Below are 25,699 nucleotides of genomic sequence, written 5' to 3'. Positions count from 1 at the left end.
GATCTGGGATCAGTTCTGGTAGAAGAAGACGACGAGCTGGACGGAGCCGTCGCCCTCCCCGCCCGTCCACGCGGCCCGGTAGATCGCCTCGCGGAACCGGGGGTTGCCGGACTTGATGGCCTTGGCGGCGTTCCTGCCGAGGGTGACGCCGCTGCCGGTGTCGTTCCGCGCGCCGTAGGCGAGGAAGAAGCCGACCTGGAGCCTCTGCCGGAGCTGCTCCATGCAGGCGGCGCGGGGCCCCTCGCGCCGCATCTCGTCCCCGTACAGCCAGGACGGGTGCTCGCCGCGCAGCGCCTCGTCGACCTTCTTCAGCAGGTCGGCGCGGGCCCCGCCGGAGCCGGAGAGCAGCCCCCCGGCCTGCACCGGGATCAGGAAGTCGCAGAAGTCCTGGCCGAGGACGCGCGGACCGGACGGCCGCGGCTTCTTCTGCTCCGGCAGGCCGGTGGTGAGCTGCGCGCGGGGCTGCACCGCCATGGCGACGAGGAACAGCACGAGCATCAGGTCGGCGAACAGCCAGCCGGCGAGGTGCGCCGCGCCGAACCGGGAGGTCCGCCGTCCCCGCCGGGACGCGCGCCTCCTCGCGGGCCCCGTCACCGGTGCGCACCGCCGTCGTGCCGCACGTAGGCGACGAACTCGCGGGTGTCGTCGACGAGGTACTCCAGCTGCTCGAGCGCCTTCGACAGCCGGTCGGTGCCGGCGGACAGCCGGGTGACCGCGTCGGCGAGCACCGCGTTGCCGGCGTCCTGGTAGTGCTGCGCGGCCTCGGCGTGGTCGGTGGTGGCGAGTGTCGCCCGCTCCACCTGCGTCACCATGGCGGCCAGTTCGGCGCGCAGCTCGCGCTGCCCGGCCGCGATGTCGCCCTGCAGCTCCCGGAAGCGCTCCAGCGTCTCGGCGGGCGCCTGCATGCCCGCGATCGCCCGCTCCAGCGACTCGGCCTTGTCGATCCAGGTCTGGACGGCCTCCTCGATCCGCTTGCCGGTGCTGCCCTCCAGCGCCGCGCGGACGTCCTCGGCGGTGGCCGCGAGGCGGCCGATGAGCCCGCCCACGCTGGTCTCCATCCGCTGCACGAGCGCCTGGAGGTCCCGGTAGGTGACCCGGTCGTCCCGGGAGCCGGACAGCAGGTGCGACGCGAGCGCCACGTCCTGCGCGATCTGCACGCGCTCGGCCTCGTAGCGCGGGCGGTCGAGAAGGTTCTCGCAGGTGGTGACGAGGGCGGTGAACCCGATGACGACGAGGACGGCGATGACGACCCACCACGCCGTCTCCGACAGCGGTGCGAAGTCCTCGACGCCGCGCCGGATGTGGTCGGGGTCGAACGAGCCGGCCTGCCAGCCGAGCAGGAACGAGCCCTCGCTGTGGGCCCGGCCGTAGGCGTTCAGGGCGTCGTGCAGCTTCCACCAGGTGACGACGATCGGTGCGAAGACCAGCACGTTCTGGAAGAGCCGGCCCCAGAACAGCGCGATCTCCAGCGACCGGCGCGGCGCCGGGTCGGGCAGCAGCGCGTCCGCCGGGTAGGCGGTGACGAGGTCGACGCCGGCCGGCGGCGGCCCGCCCGCCGGGTCGAGGTCGTCGGCGAGGCGTTTCAGCAGCGCGGGGCCGCTGGCGGCGTCCCCGGGGGAGTCCCGCAGCGCCCGGTCGGCGTACCGGTGGAACCGCGTGCTGATGCCTCTGAGGATGTCGTCGGAGGTGAGGGGCTCGGTCGGGCTGATCGTCTCTCCAGGCGCCATCAGGGGGTCTTTCCAGTCGTCGGTTGCGGGGAGCGGCCGCCGGCCGGCGTCCCGCCCTCGGCGGCGGGCGACTCGGCGCCGGCCGTCGGAGAGGTGGACGTCGGGGAGGCGGACGGCGAGACGGTGACGGTCACGGTCGGGGCGACCCGCCGCGGCGGCGGGGCCTCGTCCGAGCCGCCGAACAGCCAGAGGCCGAGCAGGACGGCGACTCCGAGGCCGAGCACCGCGATCGCCCACTCCTGGACGGTGCGGCCGGTGATCCAGACGACGACCGGGTGCCGGCCGTCGTCCGGCCGCTCCCGCTCGGAGTCGGACGGGAAGTGGTCCCGGCGCGGGGCCGGCGGGTCGAACGAGAAGTGCTGCGGCGGGATCGACTGCTCGGGGAACGCGGAGGCGGCGCGGGCCGGGCCGCCCCCGGCGGGCTGCCCCTGGGGCGCGCCCTGCGCCTGCGGCAGGGCGCCGCGCGCCGGTTCGGCGGGCGTCCTCGCGGCGGTCCGCGCCTCGGCGGCCCGGTGCGGCCCGCGCAGCGCGAACTCGACGGTCTCGGACGGCAGGCCGAGGTCGGCCGCGTGCCGGTGGGCCGCCTGCAGGAGGGCGGGCACGACCGCGTCCCGCGCCGCGTGGGCGACCACGGCCAGCAGGAACGGCCCCGTGCCGCCGTCCCGCACGAGCTCGTCCACCTCCGCCCGCGTGAGCCCGCCGCCGTCCGCCCGGTCCCCGGCCTGGTAGACGACCTTGAGCAGGTACGAGTACGCGTCGAACCGCGTCCCCGGCTCGTCGGGCCACGCCTCTTCCACCAGGCCCGCCAGGAACCGCTCGGCCAGGGCGGCCTCGCGGATCGCGCGCTGCTCGGCGGGCGCGGCCGCACGCTTGCGCAGCACCTGGCCCACGGCCCCGAGAAGGCTCGGCTGCCCGGACTGCTCGGCCAGCCCCCGGACCAGGTCGGCGCTGGACAGGACGCCCAGCATGTCCTCCAGCACCGGCGCCGGGGCCTTCCGGCGGCGCGCCTGCGCGACGAGCTGGAAGACGTGGGCGCGGTCGCCCGCGAGCACCTCGGCGAGGGCCGCCCACGGCCGGAACTGCGTCGCCTCCGCGTCGGCGGGCAGCGCGCCGAGCACCGGGGCCAGGTCCGTGACGGGGTGGCCGTACGCCAGGTGCAGGACGTTCCGGTACAGCTCGTTCTCGTCCTCCGGGCGCAGGCCGCAGCGCGAGACGATCTCGTGGATCGTCTCGTGGAACATCTCGGTCTCGCGCATCAGCGCGCGGACGTCCTCGTCGCCGCGCCGGTCGCCGCGGCTCCACTGCCGGTGCGCGGTGCGCAGGAAGTGCAGGGCGGCGCTCACGTGCTCGCTCGGCGCCAGCACCCTGCTCCACCCCAGCAGGTCGGCCGCCTTCATGCCGGGCAGGAGCCGGGCGAAGGTGTCGTCGGATGCGGGGTCGATGCCGGCGTCTACCGCGAAGTACACGGCGCTGTACCGGTCCGCCGAGGTGGCCTCGGGCAGTCCGGCGTACCAGTTCGCGAGGACGCGGCCCGCCTCCGGCGCCGTGAGGCCCGTCCGGCGAGCGGCCTGCAGCAGCTGTTCGGCGGCCTCGCGGTCCTTCCCGGCCTCCGCCAGGTACCGGGCGGCGGCGACCTGCCGGAGCGTGCGGGCGGCCTCCGTCAGCCCGTGCGGGTTCGCCTCCGTCCAGCGCAGCAGCCGCTCGGTGAGCCACTCCATGCCCGCGTTCCGGAGATGGGCGCGCAGCTGCTCCTGCGCGTCAGGGCCGTTCAGGTAGTGGCGCGCGCGCTCGTCCAGCTTGCCCGCGATCGCCCGGTCGACGAGTTCGAGGACGCCGGTGGCCCGCTGGTGCTCCGCCTCCACCCAGTCCGCGAGCGCCGCGGCGGTCGTCAGCGGCGCGCGCGGCCGGGTCAGCGAACCCGGCGGCAGGTCGGCGAGGAGCCCGGCCACCCGGGCGGCACCGGGCTCGGCGCCGCCCGCGGTCGTCAGCGGCGTCCGCCCGTTCCTGGCGTCGGGCAGGCCGACCGCCAGCAGCCGGGGCCGCAGCTCGGGACGGGTGACCTGCGCGCCCAGCAGCATCGTCAGCGGAGTCGCCCCGGCCACCCCGTCCAACCGGCGCACGAGCCCGGCGGCCAGGCCGACGTCGTCCGGGGAGATGTCGGCCAGGTACGAGTCGCAGGGCGCGGCGAGCACCCCGGCGAGCAGGCCGGCCAGCGCGTCGCGGGGCGCGGACGGCTCGTCCAGCCCGGCCCGGGCGTGCGTCCACAGCGCGGTCGCGTCGAGCGGTTCGAGGTCGGAGGGCGTCCCGTCGAGCCGCTCCGGCGTGCTCCACCCCTGCCAGCGGTGAAGCCCGAGCACCAAGGCCGCGTTCACCACCGACGCCGGACCGACGAGCGCGTGCACGAGCTGGGAGGGCCGGCCGTTCGGGTCGCGGGCCGGGACCAGCCGCAGCGCGGCGCCGTGCTCGCCCCGCCGGCCGAACCGCAGCGCGCCGAGCGCCGCGCACTCGGCCAGGCCGGACAGCCACTGCCCGACGGCGACGTCGCCGCCGGCCAGCCGCTCGTTCCACACGCGCAGCCCGTCGGCGTCGAGGGACGTCGCGACCGGGCCGAGACCGCGGCCGCCGGCCAGCAGCCGGTCCGACCAGGCGAAGACGATCTGGTCGACGCGGTCGGACGCGGGAAGGGGACCGGTCGTCATGACGCCGCCCCCGCCCGGTCCGCGGACGCGTCGAGCACCTCGCGCGGCAGCACGCCCTTCATCGCGAGCAGCGACAGCAGCGGCCGCAGCACCCGCTGCCGCCGGAACGACTGCTCGGGGTACTCGCCGCTCTCCAGGTCGACGCCGACACCGGTCGCCGACGCGAAGTGCAGGGTCGCGTCCTCGCACTTCTGGACCGGGACGAGCCACGACCCCGCGCCGCGCGAGCGCAGCAGGGCGTAGGCGTCCTCGGACTCCTGCTCGACCGTGCCGAGTTCGAGGTCGTCCCGGCGGTCGAGCCACCGGTCGACCTCCTTGAACGCGCGCAGCGTGTCCGACTTGGCGATCACCAGCGCGGCGGGCAGCGGCAGGAACTCCAGGCCCTGCCCCGCGCGGACGTGGTCGATGTGGCTGAGCACCGCGGTGAACCCCGGGTCGCCGGTGTGCCGGCCGTGCCGGACGTCCAGCTCGGTGCCGTCCGCCACGAAGATCAGCCCGTCCGCGATGCTCATGAACGGGGTGTCGTCGCGGGTGTGGCCCTGGCTGAAGATCTCCCCCGGCACGTCGAAGACCAGCAGCGCGTACTGCTCGCCGGTGTGCCCGCTGGTGATCCGGTAGGCGCAGGTGAACTCCGGGCTCAGCGCCCGGCGGGTGACCGGCAGCGGCTTGCGGTCGCGCAGCAGGTCGAACCGGTTCCTGGCGAACAGCTCCCGCTGCAGCCGCGGGTCGAGCGGCAGCACGTCCAGCCGGTGCGAGATCTTCAGCGCGGCCTGGTCGAGCTCCTCGGTCATCGCCGCGAGCAGGTGCGACTTGCCCGACCCGGACGTGCCGACCATCCCGACGATCAGGACGGTCATGCCGCCGAGCGACGCCGGCACGAAGTGGTCCTTGCCGGTGGCCTCGCAGACCCGCCAGGCGTGCATCGTCCGGGTGCGCCAGCGGACGTCGCCCTCGCCGGGCTCCCGGGTCAGCGCGATCTCGTCGCCGTCCACGGTGCGGTCGACGAGCGGGGCGGTGTTCCAGTCGAACTCGCTCAGGCAGTACGGGCACACCATGGTGCGGTCGGGTCCGTCCGGCGGGCCGGGCACGCGGGGCCGGTGCGGGGACGCCGAGCCGAGGTCCTCGCCCATCACCGTCTCGGGGCGCGGCTCGTACGGGGGGTCGGCGGGCCAGTCGCCGGCCGCCGTGCCCTCGGCCGCGGTGCTCTCGGCCGCCGTGGCGCCCGCCGCCGTGGCGCCGGCCGCCGTGGCGCCGGCGAGCGCGTCGCCGGGCGCGGCGCCGTTCGGCCGGGCGTCCAGGCCCGGAGGCGCGACCTGGGCCAGGTTCAGCTCCAGGTCCGTGTTCGCGGCGGGCATCGGGAAGGGCGGCCCGTCGAGCTTCGGAGGAAGTTTGGGCCTGGGCGGTTCGGGGTCGCTCACGTTCACCTCACGAGCAGGACGGCGCTGACGATCAGGGCCACGGCAAGGACCCCGAGGAGGAGGAAGAGCAGCGGGCCGTGCCCGCCGGTGGGGGGCGTCCCGTCCGCTGCCGGGAGCCGGGCCGGCCGGGGCGGAGCGACGGGGCCGTCCGGGGCCTGCGCCCGCGGCGGCTCGGCCGCGACCCGGCGGCTCTCGCGGAACTCCCGCTGCCGGCGGCGCAGCTCGCGGAACTCGGCCCGTCCGTTCTCCTGCGCGGCGAGCCGCTGGTCGCGGACGGCCGAAGGCGGCCTGGCCTCGGGCCGCGTCGTCTGAGGGGTGGTCGCACCAGAGGTCGCCTGATCCGGGGGCGGCTGCCGGGGCGGGGCCTCCGGGACGTGCCGGTCCTCCGGACCGCCCGCGGGCGGCGGCGGTATCGGACGGCTCCGCCACAGCCGGTCCTTGATCTCCCCGGGGGAGACGGCATGGCCGCCGGTGGCGTGGAAGGCCGGTTCGAGCGCCCGCGCGAGGTCGGCGTCGACCTCGGCGAGCTCCGCGACGAGCGCCGCGGGCGTGCCGCCGCCGGGCGACCCGGTGGCGAGCCGGAGCAGCAGGTGGGCGGCCGCATGGACGTCCGGGACGTCGCTGACCGGCAGCCCCGTCGGCGAGCCGAGCGCGGACCCGGCGAGCGCCTCGGGCGGGCCGAGCGGCTCCACGTGCCCGAAGCCGTGCAGCTCGACGCGGCGGCCGTCCCAGAACACCGTGTCCGCCGAGACGGCCCGGTGCGCGAAGCCGAGGTCCGCGAGGAACGCGAGCGCGCCGAACAGGTCGCGCGCCGCCCGGCCGAGCTGCACGTCGTCGAGCCGCGGCGCCGGATCCCACCGGGAGACCGGCACGCCGCGGCGGGTGACCATCAGGCGCACGGGGCTCTGCGCCGCCTGGAAGCCGATCATCCGCCCGGCGGACGCCTGCCGTCCGCCGATCCGGTCGTAGACCTCGGCCTCGCGGCGCAGCACCTTCGCCCCGGCGGGCGAGAGGGCCGTCTTGAGGAGGACGTCGCGGTCGTCGGCGCGGCCGTAGCGGTGGCTGAGGAGCGCGTCCCCGTGCTCCAGCTCGCCCTGCGTGAAAGTGACCGTGACCCGACCGGATTGCCCGAAAGATGACTTCTGCAGGGTGAATGTCTCTTCCACTGGCGCCCCCGCCCGTTCTGTGTAGATAGCGCCCCCTCCGGGTCATATTTGCGGCGTGACGATTAAGTGCTGCATGCGATCCGGTAGGTGTGACGCTCGGAGTTGGGGGAAGGTTGCCACTTTTTTCGATTTGAGATCGACCCAGGCCAGAGCGGGAACCGCCCCGGCCGCAGTGGCCCGCCAAGCCGCATCGGCGGCGTGCACGGCGCTCCCGCCGCCGCCCCCCGTTCCGCCGCCCCGGCCGTCGCGGCCGGACGCGGACAAATGTCCGTGAGTGTGTAAAACGCAATGGACAAAGCGCCACGAAATGCCACACACCCTACGGGGACGTCCGACCGGCTCGGCGCGGAATGAGCCCGCCGGCCAGGGAGTTCTACTAGAGATGAGCGACGGGACGGACGTGGAAGCGGCGCGGACGCGCGAGGTGCTGGAGGCCGAGCGCGAGCGCACGCTCGCCGCCGTCCGCGCGCTCGACCGCGACCGCGAGGGGATCGTGGAGTCGGCGCGGCTGGCGGCCGTGGACGACGAACACGACCCCGAGGGCGCGACGCTCGGTTTCGAGCGAGCCCACGTCGAGGCGTTGCTGGCGGCGGCCCGGAACCGTCTCGACGACCTCGACCGCGCTCTCGAACGCCTCGCCGCGGGGACCTACGGCATCTGCACCTCCTGCGGCGGCCCCATCGGCGCCGGCCGGCTGGCGGCCCGTCCCGCCGCGGCTCTCTGCATCTCCTGCGCCTGACCCCCTTCCGCGCCGACCGAATGGCCCCCTAGGTCGAGGAGGTCATGGCCTCGTCATCAGCGCGCGAGGCAGGTGGCGTAGGGGGGAGTCACAGAGTGCTCACCTTCCGGCACAACCGAACTCCATCACGCTCTGTATTGGAGTGAACGCTCTATGGGCAGGAGTGAGGGGACCGTCAGGCCTCCTGGAATCACTACGGAGCAGGAGAAGCTCATGCGCACCTCCACCATGGCCGTGGTCGGCACGGCCTCCGCCCTCAGCCTCGTCCTCGCCGCCGCCCCTGCCGTCGCCGGGACGAGTGCGGCGCTCGCCGCCGTCGAGGCCGTCCAGCTCACTTCCCAGGGTTACGGTGACCTGAAGATCGGCAGTTCCGAGCGGGACGCGCTGCGCACCGGGATGCTGGTGCGCAAGTCGACCGGACCGTGGTGCGACGGCTTCGACCTGAAGGACCACCCCACGGGCCCCGACGAGGTGTCGGTCTACGTCTCCAAGAAGTACGGGGTCGCGATGATCCAGCCGCCCCGGGGCACCCGCACTCCGCGCGGCGTCCATCTCGGCTCCACCTTCGCCGAGCTCAAGCGCGGCTATCCGGACGTCCGGCGCGACATCCACGGCTTCTGGGACGTCACCGCGCCCGGCAACCGCCGCGCGCTGTACCAGTTCGAGGTGGAACGCGGCCGCGTCACCATGATGGCGCTGAACCTGAAGGACCAGGACTGCTTCAACTGATCGCGGCGGTCGCGGCAGCCGGCGCTGAACCGATCGTCCGGCTGAGCACCGGCCGGGGCAGGTGCCGCGCCCCGCCCGGTCGCGCCGCACTCCAGATCGCCGCCCTGCTCACCATCCCGGCCCCGCCCCCCGTTTCCACGGCTGACTCGGCGAAAGGGGCATCGGTGCGGGCTCCCTTCAGACGCGACCACCGCGGCCGAAGGCATGGCAGGCTCTATGTGCTTGGCTGCTCCGGCGGGCCATCGCCCGTCGTCCCCGCGGGCTGGATGAACACCCCTTCGGCCTCGACGGTCACACCGTCGGCGTCGGCGATCGACCCCGCCACGAACACCTTGCGCCCCTCCTCGCGGACGATCTCCGCTTCGAGGCGGAGGGCGCCGAGGGGGGTGCCGCGCCGGTAGCGCATGGTGAGCGTTCCCGTGAAGGTCGCCCGGCGCATCCCGGACGCCGTCTCGCCCATGATGTGGTCGAGGAGCATCGCGGAGACCCCGCCGTGCACCAGCCCGGGAGGTCCCTCATAGGCCGCGCCGAGGACGACGTCGGCGTGGCATCCGGACGGGCCGTGGACGACGCGGAGTGGCGGAGCGATCGCGTTCGCGGCCCCTATCACGGCATTGCCCCAGTTCCACGCCCGGAGTTCGGCGTTGTACCTGATGCCGGCGGGGCCGGGCAGCTGGGCGGCCCGCAGCCGGTCGACGAGTGCGGCGAGGTCGTCGCGGACCCGCTGCACCTCCTCGTCGTCGACGGTCGTGCGGATCGTGGCGTCGACCAGCTCGCGGACGGTTCCGGCCAGCGAAGCCATCACCGCCTCCCGGCGGTCCACCTCGGCGGTCGGCGTGTCGTCGCGGACGAAGCCGCCGACGTTCATCGCGGACGCTTCGGGCGAGGGGCGGCGGCTCGTCATGCGCCGACCGTATACCGCCGGGGCCGGCGCCAACGGCACCTGCGCCGCGAAACGCGCCGGGGTCACCTGGGGCACGGTCGGCCCCGAGCTGACGAGCACCCGCTACGTCCGTCCACGACCTGCGCGTCCGGGCGCGCCGCCCTCGATGCGCGGCAGCGGTCGGCGCGGTCCCAGGACCGACGACAGGAGGTACTGGCTGAACGCGTCCCGCTCCACCAGCTCGTTCACCGCGTGGACGAGCGCGTCGTCGAGCGTGGCGCCCGCCGCGCAGTCGTTGGTCGTGGTGTACAGCTGTAGGACGGCCAGGTCTGGTTCGTCGTCGCCGCAGTGGTAGGCGAGATCGGCCACCGCCCCGCTCCCTGTCGCCTGACGCCGCCCGGATGCGGGCAGGACGGTCTTGTCCGGGGCAAGAGCGACACCTTCCAGGCGATGGGTGGCCGGTCGCCGCACCGCCGCTGCGGCGCCGCGACCGGGGGCGGCGTGTTCGCCGCCGCGGGCTACCGCTTCTCCTGCTCCTTGGCAGGGACGGCCGGGACGGCGGTGGAGCGCAGTGCCTCGCCGCATCCAAGCCGGGCGGTGGCCGTGAATCCGAGTGAAGTCGGCTGGGGCGGCAATACCGGAGGACACGTCCCCCCGGAGGTGCGCATGGTTTGGCTCGGGCTTGTCCTCCTTGTCGCGGGTGCCGTCCCCGCTCTCACCGCGGACGGTGACCTGGGCGGCGTCGACATCACCGTGGCGGGCGCCGCCGTCATGGCCGTCGGCGCGGTCCTGCTGATCGCGGGCATCCTGCGGCTGCGCAGGCGACGCCGCGTCGGGCCGACCGGCAGGGCCGCGCAGGCGTACTACCGGACCCCGACCGGCAAGATCGTCGCGATGGTGGTCGCGGTGATCTACATCGTCTCCCCGGTCGACCTGATCCCGGACGTCTTCCTGCCGTTCGGCGTCGTCGACGACGCCACCGCCCTCACCTGGCTGCTGTTCGCGCTCGGCCAGGAGTACACGCGGCGTTCCCGCACGGAACGCCGCGCGCCCTGAAGCGCGGCGGGCGGCTTCAGCGGCGGCGGTGGCCTTCCTCGCCGGGGTCGCCGGACGGCATGGCGGAGTGGGCGCGCCGGTGGGCCGCGACGCGTTCGCGGGTCGCGCATCGGCGGGAGCAGTAGCGGCGTTCTGGTCCGCTGCCTTGCGCGATGAAGACGTTCCGGCAGCTGGGCGACGAGCAGACGCGGCCGGGCGGGCGTTGCCGGTCCCAGACCAGGACGGTCAGGGCCATGCAGGACGAGGCGAGGAGCCACTCGCCCCACGGGGCGTCGTCGTCGCGGTCGAGGTGCGGATGCCAGGGCGTGCCGCCGCCGTGCGAGGTCAGACGGAGCGGCCCGGTGTGCTCGCGCAGGAGGCGGTTGAGGGCGGTGGCGGCGTCGTCGGCGTCCTCCGCGGCGAAGACGTCCCGGAGCAGAGCGGCGGCCGCGCGCATCTCGGCGATATCGCCGGTGCTGAGGCCCGGCGCGGGGACCGTCTCGCCGTAGGCGCCGAGCACGCCGGCAACGGTCGCCGGGTCAGGGCGGTCATCGGCGAGGACGTTGACCAGGGCGGCGGTCCGCCGGGCCATGGACAGCACGGAGTGCCGGGTGGACCAGTCGTCGACGGTGGGCCGCATCCAGCCAATGTAACGCATATTGCTATGTTTTGAGTTACCTCCGTAACGTCCTGTCGATGAAGAGGCGTTACTCGTTGTTCTCGTTCCTCGCCGGAGCGGTGGCGGCCCGTCTCGGGGACGAGATGTCCGGTCCGGCGCTGATGCTGGCGGGCTTCGCCCTGGCCGGATCGACCACCGAAGCCTCGTCGCTTCTCGCGGGCATCACGGTCTCCGCGGCGGTCGGGGGACCGGTGCTCGGGGTGCTCCTGGACAGGGCGAGCCGGCCGGGCCGCCTGCTGGGCGGGGCCGTCCTGCTGTACGCGGCGGGGCTGGGTGTGGTCCTGCTGGGGCTCGGCCGCGTGCCGTTCGCCGTGACCATCGTTATCGCCGTGGCGGCGGGGCTGCTGGGACCGGCCCTGTCCGGCGGATGGACGGCCCAGCTTCCCCGGGTGGCGCCCGGCGACCGTCTGCCGCGGGCGAGCGCCCTCGACGCCATGACCTTCAGCGCGGCGAGCCTGGCGGGCCCCGCTCTCGCGGGCGGTGTGGCGGAGGTCCTGGGGGCGCCGATGGCCGTGGTGGCCGCTGCCGTGCTCATCGTCTCGGCGCTGCCCGCCGCGTGGTGGCTGCCCTCCCCGCCCGTCCGGGCGCGGGCGGCTCAGGCGGCCTCACTGATCGGCGATCTCGCCGCCGGCGCACGGGTCATCGTCGGCAGGCGCCTTCTGGCGCGAGCGACCCTCGCCTCGGTGGTCTGCTGCGCCGCTCAGGGCATGCTGACCGCCTGCGTCCCGCTGCTGGGGGAGCGCGTCCTGGGCGGCGCGGGGCGCGGCACGGTCCTGCTGTCCTGCTCGGCGGTCTCCGCCCTGGCGGCCAACGCCCTGCTGGCCCGGTTCCCGCGCGCCGTCGCCCCCGACACGATCATCTGGGTCGCGGCCCTGGTCCAGGCCGCCGCGTTCGCCCTGGCGGCCGCGGGACGGCCGGCCGCGCTGATCGCGGCGGTCGTCGTCGCCGGGATCGGCGAGGGCCCCCAGCTGGCCGCGCTGTTCTCGATCCGGCACCGGGAGGCCCCGGAGAAGCTGCGCGGCCAGATCTTCACCACCGGCGCCAGCCTCAAGATCACCGGATTCGCCGTGGGTGCGGCGGCCGCCGGACCGCTCGCGGCCCGGTCCCTCCCGGGCGCCCTGGCACTCGCGTCGGTCGTGGCGGCCTCGGCGGCACTGGCCGCCGTCATCATCCCCTCTGCTCCGGTCAACTCCCGGAGGGAGAAACCAGCTGACCGTGTTCGACGCTGAAGGGCCGTTGTCCTGGGGGGCTGGGCCGGTCAGGGTCGGCGATCCTCCCGGGGCGGGAGGTAGGGGCGGAAGTGGTCGGCGACGATGTCGGCGACGGCGTCGGCGTCGCGGGTTCCGTCGACCTCGACGACGCGGATGCCGTGGCGTCGGGCGGAGCGGACGGCGTCGTCGGCGACGAGGCGGTCCCGTTCGAGCCGGTTGCGTTGGGCCCGGGCGGGGTCGCTGACGCGGCCGCCGAATGCGGCGGCTCGGGGGAGTTCGCGCAGTTGCCGGTCGCGGAACGCCTCGGTGGGCACCATGACGACCATCCGCCGGGACGAGTCGATGAGGGGTGCGACCAGTTCGGGGCGCAGCCCCCAGCCTTCGGCGATGACGGGCCGGCCGGGGATCAGGGCGCGCAGGTCGTCCAGCGCCCACTCGAAGCGGGCCGGGAAGCCGGCGAGGGTGTCGGCGGCCATCTCCTGCGGGGTGGTGTTCACCCAGACCGCGTCGGGGTCCGGGGCGTCGGGCGGGTGGCCGAGCCTGATCCGGCGGGCGATCCGGCGGTCGTTGTGGCCGCGTGCGTCGTGGTAGTCGTAGTTGTAGGCGGTGAGCCCGTACCGCTCGGCCAGCAGCCGGGCCACGGTGGACTTGCCGGCCCACTGCCCGCCACCGATCCACAGGACCCGGCGAAGCGTGCCGAACGGATCCCAGACCTCGCCACCGTCGGCACGCATGGTCCCAGGCCTCCTTCTCGAATGCCGCTGATGCGATCAAACGCAATCGTCTGAAGGGTGCAGCACGCAAGCGGCAGGCGCATCGTCACCGCGTCCCATGGCTGGTCTGGGTGCTCGACTGGTCAGGGGGTGCTGGCTTTGACTGCCCCGGGGATGTTTTGCGGATGGTGCTGGGTGGGTGGCCGGTCCAGCGGATGTAGGCACGGCGGAACTCGCGGGCGTCGCTGAAGCCGACCTCGTGGGCGATGGCGTCGACGGGGAGGGCGGTCTCGAGGAGGAGGAAGGTGGCGCGGCGCTCGCGTACGCGGTCGCGGATGGTGCTGTAGTGCTCGCCTGAGGCGGCGAGCTGGCGGCGCAGGGTGCGTTCGGTGATGTGGAGGTGCCGGGCCGCCTCGGCCATGGTGAGCGGGCGGCGGAGGTCCTGGTCGAGCAGGGTCTCGACGGTGACGGTGATGTCGGAGCGGGCGGTGCCGAGGTCGAGGAGGCCGCGGCAGGCGGCGATGGCGGCGGCGCGGGTCGGTTCGCTGTGGGTGGGGAAGGCGAGCCCGAGCAGGGCGCCCGGGTAGACCATGCGGTTGGCGGCGGCGTCGAACAGGATGGGGCAGCGGAAGAAGCGCCGGTACTCCTCGGCGTAGGGCGGGGCGGGGTAGGCCAGCTCGATGCGGGTGGGCGACCAGTCCGCGCCCAGCATGGAGCGGAGGAGGACGAGAGTGCTGCACATCGCCTCCTCGCAGAGGAAGGCGATCAGTTCGGGGTCGGGGCGCCGCTCATGGAACCGGAGCGCGGCCGTGTCGCCGAAGGCCTCGGCCTCCACGTCGAGCAGGCTTCCCGCGGCCTGGTGCAGTTCGAGGGCCAGGGAGAGGGCTTCCTTCGCGGTGGAGCAGGAGCGCAGGGCGACGCCGAGCATGCCGAACAACAGCAGGACGTCCCGGCCGCCGACCCGCATGCCGAGCGGCTTGCCGGGCATCGCCCGCATGGCGCGCCGCAGGATGGTGCTCGCCTGCCGGAAGGAGACCTTCAGGGTGCCCGAGGTGAGCAGTACGGCCGGATCCAGCCCGGTGCCGGCGAACCAGGAGACGATCGGAAGGCCCTCGCCCTGCCCGATCTCGACCAGCCCGACGAGGACGCTCGGGGGGATGACCGCCTCGTTGAGCCGTGCGTCGCCGCTCACACGCCCCCCTAGGTGTCCGGTCTGCCCCCCACGCTAGCCCGGAATGGCCCTCCCGGGCTCCTGAGCCTGGACGTTGGATCGAGCGTAGTCACACGTCCAGAGGAGCATTAATGGCGGGGAACGGATCGGAACCGGAGCGGGTGTGCGTCGTCGGCGCCGGGCCGGCGGGCCTGTCGGCCGCCCGTGCCTTCCGGCGGCTCGGCATCGCCTACGACCAGTACGAGCGGCATTCCGATGTCGGCGGCATCTGGAATCTCGACAACCCGGGCACGCCGATGTACGAATCGGCGCACTTCATCTCCTCGCGGAAGACCTCCGGGTTCTTCGACTTCCCGATGCCCGAGGACTTTCCCGACTATCCCGGCCACCGGCTGATCCTGCAGTACACCCGGGACTTCGCCGACGCCTACGGCCTGCGCGAGGCGATCCGCTTCGGCACCGCCGTCAGCGCCGTGGAACGGTCCGGCGACGCATGGGCCGTGACCGCGGAGGACGGCTCATGCCGCCGCTACCGGGCGGTCGTGTGCGCGACCGGCGTGACCTGGACGCCGCGCATGCCGCGGCACCCGGGCACGTTCAACGGGGAGATCCGGCACTCGTCCTCCTACCGCAGCCCGGAGGAGTTCCGCGGCAAGCGCGTTCTGGTGGTGGGCCTGGGCAACTCGGGCGCCGACATCGCCTGCGACGCCGCCGCCAGTGCGGAGGCCGCCTTCGTCAGCATCCGGCGCGGCTACCATCTGATCCCCAAGCACATCTTCGGCGTCCCCAGTGACGAGTTCGCCGCCAAGGGGCCGCGGTTGCCGCTGCGCTTGGAGCGCCCGCTGTTCGCGGCGACGCTCCGGCTCCTCCAAGGCGATCTCACCAGGTACGGGCTGCCCAAGCCCGACCACAAGCTGTTCGAGTCGCATCCGCTGCTCAACAGCCAGCTGATCCACCACCTCCAGCACGGCGACGTCGCGGTCCGGCCGGACATCGCCGGCCTGGACGGCGACCGGGTCCGCTTCACCGACGGCACCGCCGAGCGGATCGACCTGGTGCTCTACGCCACCGGCTACGACTGGGACATCCCGTACGCCGAGAAGTACTTCACCTGGAACGACGGCCGACCCGACCTGTACCTGACCGCGTTCAACCGCGAGCACCGCAACCTGTTCGGCCTCGGCTACCTGGAGATCAACTCCAGCGCGTACACCGTCTTCGACCACATCAGCAACATCCTGGCCCAGTACCTCCACGACCAGGAGCACGCGCCGGCCCGCGCGGCGCGGTTCGACCGCATGATCGCGGAGGACCGTCCCAGGCTCGACGGCGGAATCCGCTTCCTCGACTCGGCGCGTCACCGGTCCTACGTCGACGCCCACGCGTACCGCGGACACCTCGGCACGGTAGGCGGACGCATGGGCTGGACCGGCCTGACCCCCGGCATGTTCGACCGGCAGCGGAGGTCGGCATGAGGGTCGCCGTCGTCACCGGCGCGGCCGGAGCCATCGGAACCGCGATCACCCTCCGCCTCCAGGAGCGCGGCTTCCATGTCATCGCCGTCGACCTGGACGCCGCCGGGCTCGACCGCCTTCCCGGTCCCTTGACGCGGCTGCGTCTAGATCTGACCGAACCCGGCTTCCACCAGGACGTCATGGCGGCCGTCGAGGCCTCCGGCGGCCGGTGCGACCTGCTCGTCAACAACGCGGGGATCGTCGTCACCCGGCCGTTCGAGGAGGTGACCGTCGAGGACAGCCGCCGCGAGCAGCTGATCAACCTCCAGGCGCCCATGCAGCTCAGCCGCGCGCTCTACCCGGCCCTGCGCCGGGGCCCCGGCCGGATCGTCTCCGTCGTGTCGCTGGGCGCGATGATGCCGCTCGCGGAGAGCGCCGGCTACTGCGCGTCGAAGGCGGGGCTGCGGGCGTTCATGCTCGCGCTCGCGATGCTCGAACGTGAGACCGGCGTGCGCATCGGCATGGTCCACCCCGGCGCCGTGGACACCCCGATGCTCCGCCACGAGGCCGCCAACGGAGGCTCCGCCCTCAACTTCCTCAGCGGGCCGCTCAGCCCGGACGCCGTCGCCCGGGCGGTCGTCGCCAACTTGGACCGGCCCCGCCTGGAGACCAACCTGCCCCGGCACGACGGGTGGCTCCTCAAGACCGCCGGCCTCACCCCCGGCGTCCTCCCGCGCGTCCGGCCGCTGCTCGAACGGCTCGCACAGCCCGGGCTCCGCAAGTACCGGCGGGACCACGGAATGTGATGAAAGCCGGGGCGGCTTATCAGCCAGGATTTGACGGTTTCGGTGACGACTCGATGGCGCCGGACGTGGCGTACCGTTCGGCGCCCGATTAGCGGACATATTTCGGCCCGTGCCTGCTCCGACAGCTCGTCCTCGGCCGCGCCGTCGGGCAGCGCCAGCCATCTCATGCATTCGTGTCATGCCTCGCCTCCATGGACCGGGGAGGGTGAGGGGGTGTCATCGACACCACCGCATTGAAGGCGTGCGGGTGCGTCGCACGTCCGCAATGGAGTCACCGGTCCAATGATCATGCAGAAGCCCCTCCACCCCGTCCGACGGGGACTGACATCAGGTGAGGCCGCCGCGCGGCTGCGGCGGGACGGGCCGAACCTGCTCCCGGCGGAGCGGCCGCCCTCTCCGCTGGTGTCGCTGGCGAGGCAGATGGTGCACTTCTTCGCGCTGCTGCTGTGGGCGGCCGCGTTCCTCGCCTATGTCGGCGGCCTGCCGGAGCTCGCGGCGGCCATCGTCGTGGTGATCGTCCTCAACGGGGTCTTCGCGTTCGCCCAGGAGTACCGCGCCGAGCGGGCCGGCAGGCGGCTGCGGGAGCTGCTGCCGGCCCGGGTGACGGTCCGCCGGGACGGGCACCGCACAGTGATCGACACCAAGGACCTCGTAGTCGGGGACATCGTTCTGCTGGAGGCCGGCGACCGGGTCTCGGCCGACCTCGAACTCCTGGAGACGCATGCCCTGGCGGTAGACGAGTCGACGCTCACCGGCGAGAGCGTCCCGGCCCGGCCGGAGGCGGGCGGCCGCGCGCACGCGGGCACGTTCGTGACCGAGGGCGAGGCGGAGGCGAGGGTCACGGCCACGGGGGCGCGGACCCGGCTGGCGGGCATCGCCGCGCTGTCCCGCACCGCCGGGCGGCGCCCCAGCCCGCTGACGAGGCAGCTGCACCGGGTGGTGCGGGTCGTCGCGCTGACCGCGGTCGGCGTCGGTGCGGCGTTCTTCGGGGTCGCCGTGCTGCTCGGACTGCCGCCCGGCAAGGGCTTCCTGCTGGCCGTGGGCGTCACCGTCGCGCTGGTGCCGGAGGGGCTGCTGCCGACCGTCACGCTGTCGCTGGCCCGCGCCGCGCAGCGGATGGCCGGGAGCAAGGCCCTGGTGCGGCGGCTGGAGGCGGTGGAGACGCTCGGCTCCACCACGTTCATCTGCACCGACAAGACCGGCACGCTGACGTACAACGAGATGACGGCCGTCCAGGTCTGGACGCCGTCCGGAGAAGTGCGGATCGAGGGAAGCGGATACTCCCCGGACGGCCGGCTCATCGGCGGACCGGACGCGGTGGAGGCCGTCCGGAGGCTCGCCGTCACCGCCTACCGCTGCTCCACCGGGCGGACGCGGCGCCAGGACGGCCGCTGGCGAGCGGTCGGGGACCCGATGGAGGCGGCCCTGCACGCGCTCGGGCTCCGGGCCGGGGCGGATCTGTCCGACGAGCCCGAGCGGCGCCGCTACCCCTTCGACGCGAAGCGGCGGCGCTCCTCCTCGCTCACCGCCAGCGGACTGCACCTGAAAGGCGCTCCCGACTCGGTGCTGCCGCGCTGCGCGCCGGTGCCGGGAGCCGAAGAGGCCCTCGCCGCCATGACCGGACGAGGCCTGCGCGTCCTCGCCGTCGCCGTCCGCCCGCCCGGCGACCTGCCGGACGACCTGCCCGCCGACCCCGACCAGGCCGAGCGCGGACTGGCGCTGCTCGGCCTGGTCGGCCTCCAGGATCCGCCCCGTGACGACGTCGCCGGCGCGATCGCGTCCTGCCGCCGGGCGGGCATCCGGCTCGCCATGGTCACGGGGGACCATCCGGCGACCGCCCGCGCCATCGCCGCCGAGGTCGGGCTGGCCGAGCCGGGGAGCCCGGTGGTGACCGGGGCCGACCTGCCTCGGGACGAGGCCGAGCTCGGGCGGCTGCTGGACGGCGACGGCGTGGTCGTCGCCCGCGTCACCCCCGAGGACAAGCTGCGGATCGCCCGGGCCCTGCAGGGACGCGGGCACGTGGTGGCCATGACAGGCGACGGCGTCAACGACGGCCCGGCGCTGCGGCAGGCCGACATCGGCGTGGCGATGGGCGCGTCCGGCACCGACGTCGCCCGCGAGGCCGCCGACCTCGTCCTCCTGGACGACCACTTCGCAACGATCGTCGCGGCGGTGGAGCTGGGCCGGGCGACCTTCTCCAACATCCGCCGGTTCCTGACCTACCACCTCACCGACAATGTCGCCGAACTGGTGCCGTTCGCGGCGTGGGCGGTGACGGGCGGGCAGCTCCCGCTGGCGCTCGGCGTGCTGCAGATCCTCGCCCTGGACGTCGGCACCGACATCCTGCCCGCGCTCGCGCTCGGAGCCGAACCCGCCGGGCGGCACACCCTGGAGGGGCGCGCCCGCGACGACCGCCTGATCGACCGCCGCCTCCTCGGCCGCGTCTTCGGCGTCCTCGGTCCCGTCGAGGCCGCCGCGACCATGGCCGCCTTCGCCGCCGTCCTCGTCGCCGGAGGATGGAGCTGGGGCGAGACGCCCTCCGCCGCGCTGCTGTCCACGGCGTCCGGCACCGCGTTCGCCGCCATCATGCTCGGGCAGATGGCGACCGCGTTCTCGTGCCGCAGCGAATCGCGGTGGGCGGGACGGCTCCGCTGGAACGGCAACCCGCTGCTGCTGTGGGCGGTCGCGACCGATCTGGTGCTGATGTTCGTCTTCCTCGGGATTCCGCCGGTGGCCCATCTGCTCGGCGGCGGCCTCCCGTCCGCGCTCGGGTGGGCGGTCGCCCTCACCGCCGTGCCGGCCGTCCTGCTGGCCGACGCGGCCGCCAAGGCCGTCCGGGGACGCGGAGCCGCAGCGGCGGGCCGGACCAGGCCGAGCCGCAGCGTGCTCGGCCGGCTGACCACGGGGAAGCGCGGAACCCAGCCGCGGTGAAGTAGGCGGTCATGAGCGTGCCCCCCGGCCCATCAGGGGCCGGGGGTGCGGACGGCGGCCGGTGCACGTCCCCGCCGCTTTCACGGGCTGCCTCCCCGCCAGCTGATCAGCTCGTCCTTGGTGATGCCGTACCGGGCGAGAAAGCTCTCCGCGAGGTCGTATCCGACGGGATCCGGCAGGACCCGCCCGGCCTCGTCCGCCACGCCGGGCAGACCCGCTGTCAGGAGCATCTGGACGACGTGCCGCTTGGGGACTTCCAGTTCCTCCACCGCTGTCTCCTCTCCTGGGCGCCACGGTCTGGCTCCCCACGCCGGAGGCGGGCGCCTGGCGGCGCCGTGCTACTTGCCGCCCGCGGTCCCGCCGCCATCGGGGGACCGTCGCCGCTCGCCAGTGAGCCGGCGGTCGGCGACGCCGCTGCCGCGCTCGCCGGGGCCTCCGCCGGCCCTCGGTCATCAGTTACGACAGGGCGGCCTTGCGTCCTGTGACAGCTCCGGCCCGCACCGGTGACTGTCACAGACGTGGGGGCGGCCCTGTCTTAGCTGGCGGACCCCCTCCTGGACGAGGCCGGTCCGGGCCAATCGTGGAGGTGCGGCGCAATGGAGACCGTGATCATCGGTGCGGGGGCCGGCGATTCCGATCGCCGGCTGACGGCATGAACATCCGGTACGCGACGGCGCAGGGGCGGTGGGTGATCGCCGCGACCGTCCTCGGATCGGCGATCGCCTCGCTCGACGCGACCGTGGTGGGCATCGCGCTGCCCGCCATCGGCCGCGACTTCGGCACCGGCCTGGCCGCCCTGCAGTGGATCGTCACCGCCTACACCCTCACCCTCGCGGGGCTGCTCCTGGTCGCGGGCGCCCTCGGCGACCACTACGGCCGCCGCCGCGTCTTCCTCGCCGGAGTCGTCTGGTTCGCGCTCGCGTCCACCCTCTGCGCGTTCGCGCCGACCCCGGGCACCCTCATCGCCGCACGTGCCCTGCAGGGCGTCGGCGCGGCGCTGCTCACTCCCGGCAGCCTCGCGATCCTGGAGGCCTCGTTCCATCCCGACGACCGCTCCCGGGCGATCGGCGCGTGGTCCGGGCTGAGCGGCGTCGCCTCCGCGGCCGGCCCGTTCGTCGGCGGCTGGCTCGTCCAGGCGGCGAGCTGGCGGCTCATCTTCCTGATCAACCTGCCGGTGGCGGCGGTGGTCATCGTCCTGGCCGTGCGGCACGTCCCCGAGTCCCGCGACCCGGACGCGTCCGGCCGGATCGACATCGCCGGCGGCGCCCTGGCCACCCTGGGCCTGGTCGGCCTGACCTACGGACTGATCACAGGCGCGGCCGGGATCCCGGCGATCATCGCGGGGACGGCCCTGATCGCCGGCTTCGTGCTGCTGGAAGGCCGGATCCGCCGCCCGATGCTGCCGCTCGGCCTCTTCCGCTCCCGGCAGTTCAGCGTGACGAACATCGTCACCTTCGTCGTGTACGGGGCGCTGGGCGGCGCCTTGTTCCTGCTGCCCATCCAGCTGCAGCAGGTCTCCGGCTACAGCGCCTTCGAGGCGGGCGTCTCCCTCCTGCCGATCACCGCGATCATGCTCGCCCTGTCGGCCCGTTCCGGCGCGCTCGCCGCACGCATCGGACCCCGGCTCCAGATGAGCCTGGGGCCGATCGTCATCGGCACCGGCTTCGGGCTGTTCGTCCGCATCGGCCCCTCGGGGAACTACCTCACCGAGTCCCTGCCCGCGGTCACCGTCCTGGGCCTCGGCCTGGCGATCACTGTCGCGCCGCTGACGGCCACGGTCCTGGCCGCCGTTCCCGCCGAGCACGCGGGCATGGCCTCGGCCGTCAACAACGACGTGGCCCGCGCCGCCTCGCTCGTCGCCGTCGCCGTCTTCCCGGCCCTCGCCGGGATCACCGGGAACGCCTACATGCATCCGGCAGCGTTCTCCACCGGCTTCCACACCGCCGCGCTCCTCGCCGCGGGCCTGTGCGTCTTCGCCGGGATCCTCGCGGCGGCCGCCGTCCGCAACCCGCCCGGACCGGCACAGGCCCCGGGCTTCCACTGCGCGGTGGACGCGCCACCGCTGCGCGAAGGTCGCGGCAGGTGGAGGCGACATGCCTCTGGCGCAGGGCTGCGCGACCGTTCCTGAGGCACCGCGGCATCGCCTATCGGGGTCAGGGCGGGGGCGGGGTGGTGTGGTACAGGTGCAGCAGGCCGCGGGTCACGGCGGCCGGCCATACGGTCGCGTGCTGCTCACCGGGGATGATCTCGCTGCGCACGTCGATCTCCTCATGGTCGCGCAGCCGCTCGGTGAACGCGCCCAGATCGGCCACCATGTCGAGCCCCGACAGGGATCGCCGCATCGCGGCGGGCATGACGGGCCAACTTCGATCGGGGCTGTCCTCCCGCTCGCCCACGGCGAGGTAGACGTCGCCGGCATCTCGGGCGGCGAAGGGCGTCCGGTGACGATCCAGGAGCAGGTGGTCGTCCCACCACAGCGACGGGCTCACCGCCAGGAACCTCCGGAACCCTTCCGGGCGGCGCACCAGCGCCCAGCAGGTGAACAGCCCGCCCAAGGAGAAGCCCGCGAGCCCTCGGTCGGACGGATCGAGCCGGTGAACCGCCTCCAAACGCGGTGCGATCACCCGGCGGATCAGGTCGAGCATCGCGCCGGCGCGTCCGGTCCCGTAGAGCGTCTTTCCGGGGTGGTATCCCGGTTCTGCCGCCGTGGGGGTCAGGTCGCGCGGGCGCCGGCTGAACAGTTCGGCGCGGTCGGCGGTGGCGGGCGAGATGCCCACGACGGCCACGGGACGCAGTTGCCCCAGCGAGAACGCCAGCGTGTTCTGCGCGATCTGCGCCGTCGCCAGGAACGTCAGGAAACCGTCGAGTAGATACAGCACAGGGAGGGGCTCCCGCCGGGCCCGCGCGGCGGCCGGTGGGACCGCCACCTCCACGTGCCACCGGTCGGTGGGTTCGCATCCGGTCACGAGCGTGTACCGCACCGCGCCCGGCAGTTCCACCGTCCCGGCCGACCATCGCACGGTCATGCGACCACCCTTGGAACTCGTCTCGGAGATCACCGCAGGGCCGTCCTGCGGGTCGGGTGTTCAGGCGAGCGAGACCTTCTTCTCGTCGTACCTGAACCGGACCAGGAAGACCGCGGTGAAGGCGGCCGTGAAGGCGGCGAGGACCGCGACCGGAAGCGCCACCGAGCCGATACCGCCGTTGTCGAGCACCACCGACCGGAAGCCGCGCATCGCCCAGTACGCCGGGCTGGCCGGCGCGACCGCCCGGACCCAGCCTGGGAGCAGCGTGACCGGTGCCAGCGCACCCCCGAGGCCGCCGAGGACGAGTGCGCCGACATTGGCGATCGCGTTGACCTGCTGGAACGTACGGACGACGGCGGTGAGCATCAAGCCGAGTGCGGTCAGGCAGCACGCCAGGGCGATGACCAGCAGCATCAGCGCGACGGGTGAGCCGCGCGTCCTCATGTCGAAGAGCGCCGCGCCCAGGCCGAACAGCACCGTCTGCTGGACGAGCGCGACGGCGAGCACTGGTGCCAGTTTCCCCAGGACGATCTCGGCGGGCCGGGCCGGGCTGGCCCTGAGCCGGTCCCAGGTGCCCCAGCCGTGCTCGCGGAAGAACGCGAACGGGACGAACGAGACGAGGAAGAAGGCGAACAGCACGGTCATCCCGGGGACGGCCTCCTCGGCGCCGTTGGCGCCGCGGTACCCCTGGTTGACCAGGACGAAGCCCCGCTCCGGCCGGAGGAAGGCCATCAAGACGAGCGGCATCAGCACCAGGCTGAGGACGGGCAGCGGGTCCCTGCGCAGGATGCGCAGCTCCTGGCGGAAGATCACCATGGTCCTTCGTGCGGACACCTCACACCTCGTTCCCGGCGGTCCCGCTTGCCCCGTACCGCCTCCCGGTGAGCGCCAGGAACGCGGTCTCCAGGCTCGGGCGGACGACGTCGATCGACCGGAGCCGGCCCGCCTCGTCCGGGCCCAGAGCGCTCAGCACCCGGCCGGCGGTGAGCTCCGGACCGGGGTTGTTGATCAACAGTCTGGAGCCGGCGCGGGTGACGTCGAGCGGGCCGAGCGCGGCCAGGTCCGGGGCTGTCCCGTCGAAGACCGCCTCGATCAGCGTCGTGCCGTGGGCTTCGATGATCTTCTGCGGCGGGTCGCAGGCGATGAGCCGGCCGCGGTCGAGGATGGCGACCGTGGTGTCGAGGGACTCGATCTCCTCCAGGTAGTGCGTGGAGTAGAGCACGGCGGTGCCGTCGGCGGCGGCCTCCCGGACCAGGTCGAGGATCCGCCGCCGCGTCCGCACGTCCGCGGCGGCGGTCGGCTCGTCCAGCAGCAGCAGCGGCGGGCGGTGCAGCAATGCCATCGCGGTGTGCAGCCTGCGCATCTCGCCGCCGGACAGGCCGCGTCCCGTCCGGTCGAGCAGCGGGGTCAGCAGCAGCCGCTCGGCCACCTCGTCGATCCGCGCCGTCAGCGCGCGCCCGCGCAGGCCGTGGAGCTCCCCGCTGAACCGGAGGTTGTCCCGGACGGTGACGACCGGGACGATTCCCAATTCCTGAGGAGCGAGGCCGAGAAACTTGCGGGCCTTCTCGGGATGGTCGGCGACGTTCACTCCGCAAATGTGTACCGAGCCTCGGTCCGCTCGTCTGAGGCCCGCGATAATGGAGACCAGGGTCGTCTTCCCCGCCCCGTTGGGGCCGATCAGCGCGACGATCTCGCCAGCCGATACGGTCAGGTCGACGCTGCGGAGCGCGGGGACGCCATCATACGATTTCCGCACATCGACGATCGTGATAACCGGGTGCTGCGAGAGCATCGCCACCAGCCAATGTGAGAGTTCGCGTTGTTTTCACAGGATCGTCAAAACCGCCACTTCATCACTGCGCGCTCAGTCTTACATAAACCTTGGTTCCGGCCAAGAGCCGGTACCCCACGCCGCGGATCCGGCCGCGGAGCCGGGGTGCGACACCCTTGCTGCCCTGGCGGCCACGTGAAATGGCCATCGGAACAAGGCCCTCCGTCCACCCTCTCCGTCGGCGCGCGAGCCATGCTTTGCCAGTGGGCGATGTTGCCGGGGAACGGCGATGCGGCAACGATCTGAACTGCGGCGGAACACGCTTCGCAACCGGCTCTCACACTTCGCGTCAGAGTCGCGTGGCTGACCGTTGTCGTAGGTCATGGTTGAACGCCCTGTTTAGAACGCCTCTTGACAAGTCTGAGGGGCACGTGCCTATCTTCGGGGTGCATGATCCTGGTGCCGGGAATATGGACGCCGGGTTCACTGTGTGTAGTCCCCGAAATCGGTTCGCCGAGAGCGCGCTCATCGGTGATTCGTTCGCGTCCCGGTCGTGAGCGCGGATTTCCGGGCGGCGGTCAAATCCGATCCGACGTCGAGGGGGAAGACGTGAGCGATGCCGTCGCTTCGTATGACCGACTTCTGGACCGGCTCAACCGGAGTTCGGCGAACAAGCAGTACCTGGCCTTCAAGGACATCGCCTGGGACGACCCCGAGATGTCGGTCGACGTGTCCGATCCAGGGTGGGAGCTCACCGAGGAGGACCCGCTCGGCGCGGACGACTGGTACCGGCGGCAGCCGCCCGCCACGCGCCGCCGCATCGGCCTCGGCAAGACCACCGACATGATCAAGATGGCGATCGAGTTCGAGAACGTCCTGCAGCGGGGCCTCCTGCAGTACGCCGCGACGCTGCCGAACCGGTCGCCCGAGCTCACGTACTTGTACCACGAGATCGCCGAGGAGACGCAGCACACGCTGATGTTCCAGGAGTTCATCAACCGGACGGGGATCGATCCGGAGGCGTTCCCCGGTCGGCTGGACCGGGCGCGCCGGCGCTTCATCAAGGCGTCCAACTCGTTCCCGCACATCCTGTTCACCGAGGCCCTGGTCGGGGAGGAGATCTTCGACCACATCCAGCGGCGGCGCCTGAGAGTGGAGCCGATCCCGCCGATCCTCCGGGTGCTGTTCAAGATCCACGTCGACGAGGAGGCCCGGCACAAGTCGTTCGCCCGGGCCTGGCTGCGCACCCACATGGATTCGCTTTCGGACGCCGACAGGCGGTTACTGGGCCGGTACATGAACGTCCTCACCGGGGCGCTCGGCGCCCGAATCCTCCTGCCGGGAAACCGGCTGAAGGAGGAGTTCGGCATTCCAGACCACGTCATGGTCCGCGTCACCGAGGGGCCGGTTCTCGTGGACGTGCTGACCCGTGCACTGGCGCAGGTCATCGCTTTCGGTCGCAAGCACCGTCTGCTCTCCGAAACGGCGACGACCCTGCCGTCCATCCGTGGGAGCGAGGCCGCGGAACCCGCCTGAGGCGA

23 protein-coding genes are annotated in these 25,699 nt (G+C 73.3%); 9 read left to right on the top strand and 14 right to left on the bottom strand.

All coding sequences use genetic code 11. The annotated features are described in order from the left end of the window. Positions 1–9 precede the first annotated feature (9 nt). Genes AB0C21_RS27480 through AB0C21_RS27460 form a run of 5 tightly spaced genes read right to left on the bottom strand, consistent with a single transcriptional unit; the run spans position 10 to position 7,010 of the window. Positions 10–594: a hypothetical protein gene (locus AB0C21_RS27480; protein ID WP_500208010.1), complete on the bottom strand. Its 585-nt coding sequence runs from the start codon at positions 592–594 to the stop codon at positions 10–12. Next, the gene (locus tag AB0C21_RS27475; protein ID WP_500208009.1) at positions 591–1,727 is read right to left on the bottom strand and encodes a hypothetical protein; all 1,137 of its coding nucleotides are present in this window, start codon (positions 1,725–1,727) and stop codon (positions 591–593) included. Before AB0C21_RS27475 ends, AB0C21_RS27480 begins: the two co-directional genes overlap by 4 nt. Then, positions 1,727–4,426, bottom strand: coding sequence for a hypothetical protein (locus tag AB0C21_RS27470; RefSeq protein WP_500208007.1), 2,700 nt, complete (start codon positions 4,424–4,426; stop codon positions 1,727–1,729). Before AB0C21_RS27470 ends, AB0C21_RS27475 begins: the two co-directional genes overlap by 1 nt. Then, complete coding sequence (locus AB0C21_RS27465; protein ID WP_500208006.1) at positions 4,423–5,844, bottom strand: hypothetical protein; 1,422 nt, start codon at positions 5,842–5,844, stop codon at positions 4,423–4,425. Before AB0C21_RS27465 ends, AB0C21_RS27470 begins: the two co-directional genes overlap by 4 nt. 2 nt (positions 5,845–5,846) lie before the next feature. Further along, complete coding sequence (locus AB0C21_RS27460) at positions 5,847–7,010, bottom strand: hypothetical protein (RefSeq protein ID WP_500208005.1); 1,164 nt, start codon at positions 7,008–7,010, stop codon at positions 5,847–5,849. A gap of 382 nt (positions 7,011–7,392) precedes the next feature. Here AB0C21_RS27460 and AB0C21_RS27455 point away from each other — a divergent pair, with 382 nt between their 5' ends. Both AB0C21_RS27455 and AB0C21_RS27450 read left to right on the top strand, forming a co-directional pair. After that, the gene (locus AB0C21_RS27455) at positions 7,393–7,749 is read left to right on the top strand and encodes a TraR/DksA family transcriptional regulator (protein ID WP_500208003.1); all 357 of its coding nucleotides are present in this window, start codon (positions 7,393–7,395) and stop codon (positions 7,747–7,749) included. 213 nt (positions 7,750–7,962) lie between these two features. After that, positions 7,963–8,478, top strand: a complete 516-nt coding sequence (locus AB0C21_RS27450; RefSeq protein WP_500208002.1) for a hypothetical protein — start codon at positions 7,963–7,965, stop codon at positions 8,476–8,478. Positions 8,479–8,692: 214 nt separating this feature from the next. Here the strand turns inward: AB0C21_RS27450 and AB0C21_RS27445 are convergent, their stop codons facing one another. After that, complete coding sequence (locus AB0C21_RS27445) at positions 8,693–9,382, bottom strand: PaaI family thioesterase (RefSeq protein ID WP_500208001.1); 690 nt, start codon at positions 9,380–9,382, stop codon at positions 8,693–8,695. A gap of 102 nt (positions 9,383–9,484) precedes the next feature. Further along, positions 9,485–9,730: a YcaO-like family protein gene (locus AB0C21_RS27440; protein ID WP_500208000.1), complete on the bottom strand. Its 246-nt coding sequence runs from the start codon at positions 9,728–9,730 to the stop codon at positions 9,485–9,487. 81 nt (positions 9,731–9,811) lie between these two features. On the opposite strand from AB0C21_RS27440, the gene AB0C21_RS27435 reads away from it, so the two are divergent. Then, positions 9,812–10,417, top strand: a complete 606-nt coding sequence (locus tag AB0C21_RS27435) for a YkvA family protein (protein WP_500207998.1) — start codon at positions 9,812–9,814, stop codon at positions 10,415–10,417. 16 nt (positions 10,418–10,433) lie between these two features. Here AB0C21_RS27435 and AB0C21_RS27430 read toward each other — a convergent pair whose 3' ends face one another. Continuing rightward, positions 10,434–11,036, bottom strand: coding sequence for a CGNR zinc finger domain-containing protein (locus AB0C21_RS27430; protein WP_500207997.1), 603 nt, complete (start codon positions 11,034–11,036; stop codon positions 10,434–10,436). A 56-nt stretch (positions 11,037–11,092) separates the two neighbouring features. Between AB0C21_RS27430 and AB0C21_RS27425 the strand changes: the two genes are divergently transcribed. Then, the gene (locus AB0C21_RS27425; RefSeq protein WP_500207995.1) at positions 11,093–12,304 is read left to right on the top strand and encodes an MFS transporter; all 1,212 of its coding nucleotides are present in this window, start codon (positions 11,093–11,095) and stop codon (positions 12,302–12,304) included. Positions 12,305–12,333: 29 nt separating this feature from the next. Here the strand turns inward: AB0C21_RS27425 and AB0C21_RS27420 are convergent, their stop codons facing one another. Both AB0C21_RS27420 and AB0C21_RS27415 read right to left on the bottom strand, forming a co-directional pair. Continuing rightward, positions 12,334–13,020 (bottom strand): hypothetical protein, encoded by a 687-nt coding sequence (locus tag AB0C21_RS27420; protein ID WP_500207993.1) that lies wholly within the window; start codon positions 13,018–13,020, stop codon positions 12,334–12,336. Positions 13,021–13,105: 85 nt separating this feature from the next. After that, positions 13,106–14,191, bottom strand: a complete 1,086-nt coding sequence (locus AB0C21_RS27415) for an AraC family transcriptional regulator (RefSeq protein ID WP_500207991.1) — start codon at positions 14,189–14,191, stop codon at positions 13,106–13,108. Positions 14,192–14,301: 110 nt separating this feature from the next. Between AB0C21_RS27415 and AB0C21_RS27410 the strand changes: the two genes are divergently transcribed. From AB0C21_RS27410 to AB0C21_RS27400, 3 genes are all read left to right on the top strand, one after another. Continuing rightward, entirely contained in the window at positions 14,302–15,645 is a 1,344-nt protein-coding gene (locus AB0C21_RS27410) for a flavin-containing monooxygenase (RefSeq protein ID WP_500207990.1), read from the top strand. Next, positions 15,642–16,430, top strand: coding sequence for an SDR family NAD(P)-dependent oxidoreductase (locus AB0C21_RS27405; RefSeq protein WP_500207988.1), 789 nt, complete (start codon positions 15,642–15,644; stop codon positions 16,428–16,430). The genes AB0C21_RS27410 and AB0C21_RS27405 overlap by 4 nt, the downstream gene beginning before the upstream one ends. Positions 16,431–16,712: 282 nt before the next feature. Further along, on the top strand, positions 16,713–19,361 hold the full coding sequence (locus tag AB0C21_RS27400) for a cation-translocating P-type ATPase (RefSeq protein ID WP_500207986.1): 2,649 nt from the start codon (positions 16,713–16,715) through the stop codon (positions 19,359–19,361). A gap of 80 nt (positions 19,362–19,441) precedes the next feature. Here AB0C21_RS27400 and AB0C21_RS27395 read toward each other — a convergent pair whose 3' ends face one another. Then, entirely contained in the window at positions 19,442–19,630 is a 189-nt protein-coding gene (locus tag AB0C21_RS27395) for a hypothetical protein (protein WP_500207985.1), read from the bottom strand. A gap of 383 nt (positions 19,631–20,013) precedes the next feature. Between AB0C21_RS27395 and AB0C21_RS27390 the strand changes: the two genes are divergently transcribed. Beyond that, positions 20,014–21,489: an MFS transporter gene (locus AB0C21_RS27390; RefSeq protein WP_500207984.1), complete on the top strand. Its 1,476-nt coding sequence runs from the start codon at positions 20,014–20,016 to the stop codon at positions 21,487–21,489. A gap of 25 nt (positions 21,490–21,514) precedes the next feature. Here the strand turns inward: AB0C21_RS27390 and AB0C21_RS27385 are convergent, their stop codons facing one another. The 3 genes from AB0C21_RS27385 to AB0C21_RS27375 are packed head-to-tail and all read right to left on the bottom strand — an operon-like array spanning position 21,515 to position 24,179. After that, complete coding sequence (locus tag AB0C21_RS27385) at positions 21,515–22,387, bottom strand: alpha/beta hydrolase (protein ID WP_500207982.1); 873 nt, start codon at positions 22,385–22,387, stop codon at positions 21,515–21,517. A 60-nt stretch (positions 22,388–22,447) separates the two neighbouring features. Beyond that, positions 22,448–23,221, bottom strand: coding sequence for an ABC transporter permease (locus AB0C21_RS27380; RefSeq protein ID WP_500207981.1), 774 nt, complete (start codon positions 23,219–23,221; stop codon positions 22,448–22,450). A 1-nt stretch (position 23,222) separates the two neighbouring features. Then, positions 23,223–24,179, bottom strand: a complete 957-nt coding sequence (locus tag AB0C21_RS27375; RefSeq protein ID WP_500208286.1) for an ABC transporter ATP-binding protein — start codon at positions 24,177–24,179, stop codon at positions 23,223–23,225. Positions 24,180–24,767: 588 nt separating this feature from the next. Here AB0C21_RS27375 and AB0C21_RS27370 point away from each other — a divergent pair. Continuing rightward, positions 24,768–25,694 (top strand): AurF N-oxygenase family protein, encoded by a 927-nt coding sequence (locus AB0C21_RS27370; RefSeq protein ID WP_500207980.1) that lies wholly within the window; start codon positions 24,768–24,770, stop codon positions 25,692–25,694. Positions 25,695–25,699: the final 5 nt, after the last annotated feature.

Origin of the sequence: Spirillospora sp. NPDC049024, from assembly GCF_040649235.1 — a bacterium.
In the GTDB taxonomy this organism is placed as follows: Bacteria; Actinomycetota; Actinomycetes; order Streptosporangiales; family Streptosporangiaceae; genus Spirillospora.
Note: the sequence above shows the minus strand (reverse complement) of the source record. Positions and strands in the feature narration are given on the sequence as shown.

Coding starts and splice junctions, on each gene's coding strand:
- AB0C21_RS27400 (WP_500207986.1), top strand. CDS start 16,713: ATGATCATGCAGAAGCCCCTCCACCCCGTCCGACGGGGACTGACATCA.
- AB0C21_RS27475 (WP_500208009.1), bottom strand. CDS start 1,727: ATGGCGCCTGGAGAGACGATCAGCCCGACCGAGCCCCTCACCTCCGAC.
- AB0C21_RS27425 (WP_500207995.1), top strand. CDS start 11,093: ATGAAGAGGCGTTACTCGTTGTTCTCGTTCCTCGCCGGAGCGGTGGCG.
- AB0C21_RS27470 (WP_500208007.1), bottom strand. CDS start 4,426: ATGACGACCGGTCCCCTTCCCGCGTCCGACCGCGTCGACCAGATCGTC.
- AB0C21_RS27455 (WP_500208003.1), top strand. CDS start 7,393: ATGAGCGACGGGACGGACGTGGAAGCGGCGCGGACGCGCGAGGTGCTG.
- AB0C21_RS27430 (WP_500207997.1), bottom strand. CDS start 11,036: ATGCGGCCCACCGTCGACGACTGGTCCACCCGGCACTCCGTGCTGTCC.
- AB0C21_RS27375 (WP_500208286.1), bottom strand. CDS start 24,179: ATGCTCTCGCAGCACCCGGTTATCACGATCGTCGATGTGCGGAAATCG.
- AB0C21_RS27410 (WP_500207990.1), top strand. CDS start 14,302: ATGGCGGGGAACGGATCGGAACCGGAGCGGGTGTGCGTCGTCGGCGCC.
- AB0C21_RS27445 (WP_500208001.1), bottom strand. CDS start 9,382: ATGACGAGCCGCCGCCCCTCGCCCGAAGCGTCCGCGATGAACGTCGGC.
- AB0C21_RS27385 (WP_500207982.1), bottom strand. CDS start 22,387: ATGACCGTGCGATGGTCGGCCGGGACGGTGGAACTGCCGGGCGCGGTG.
- AB0C21_RS27405 (WP_500207988.1), top strand. CDS start 15,642: ATGAGGGTCGCCGTCGTCACCGGCGCGGCCGGAGCCATCGGAACCGCG.
- AB0C21_RS27390 (WP_500207984.1), top strand. CDS start 20,014: ATGAACATCCGGTACGCGACGGCGCAGGGGCGGTGGGTGATCGCCGCG.
- AB0C21_RS27435 (WP_500207998.1), top strand. CDS start 9,812: ATGGGTGGCCGGTCGCCGCACCGCCGCTGCGGCGCCGCGACCGGGGGC.
- AB0C21_RS27450 (WP_500208002.1), top strand. CDS start 7,963: ATGCGCACCTCCACCATGGCCGTGGTCGGCACGGCCTCCGCCCTCAGC.
- AB0C21_RS27420 (WP_500207993.1), bottom strand. CDS start 13,020: ATGCGTGCCGACGGTGGCGAGGTCTGGGATCCGTTCGGCACGCTTCGC.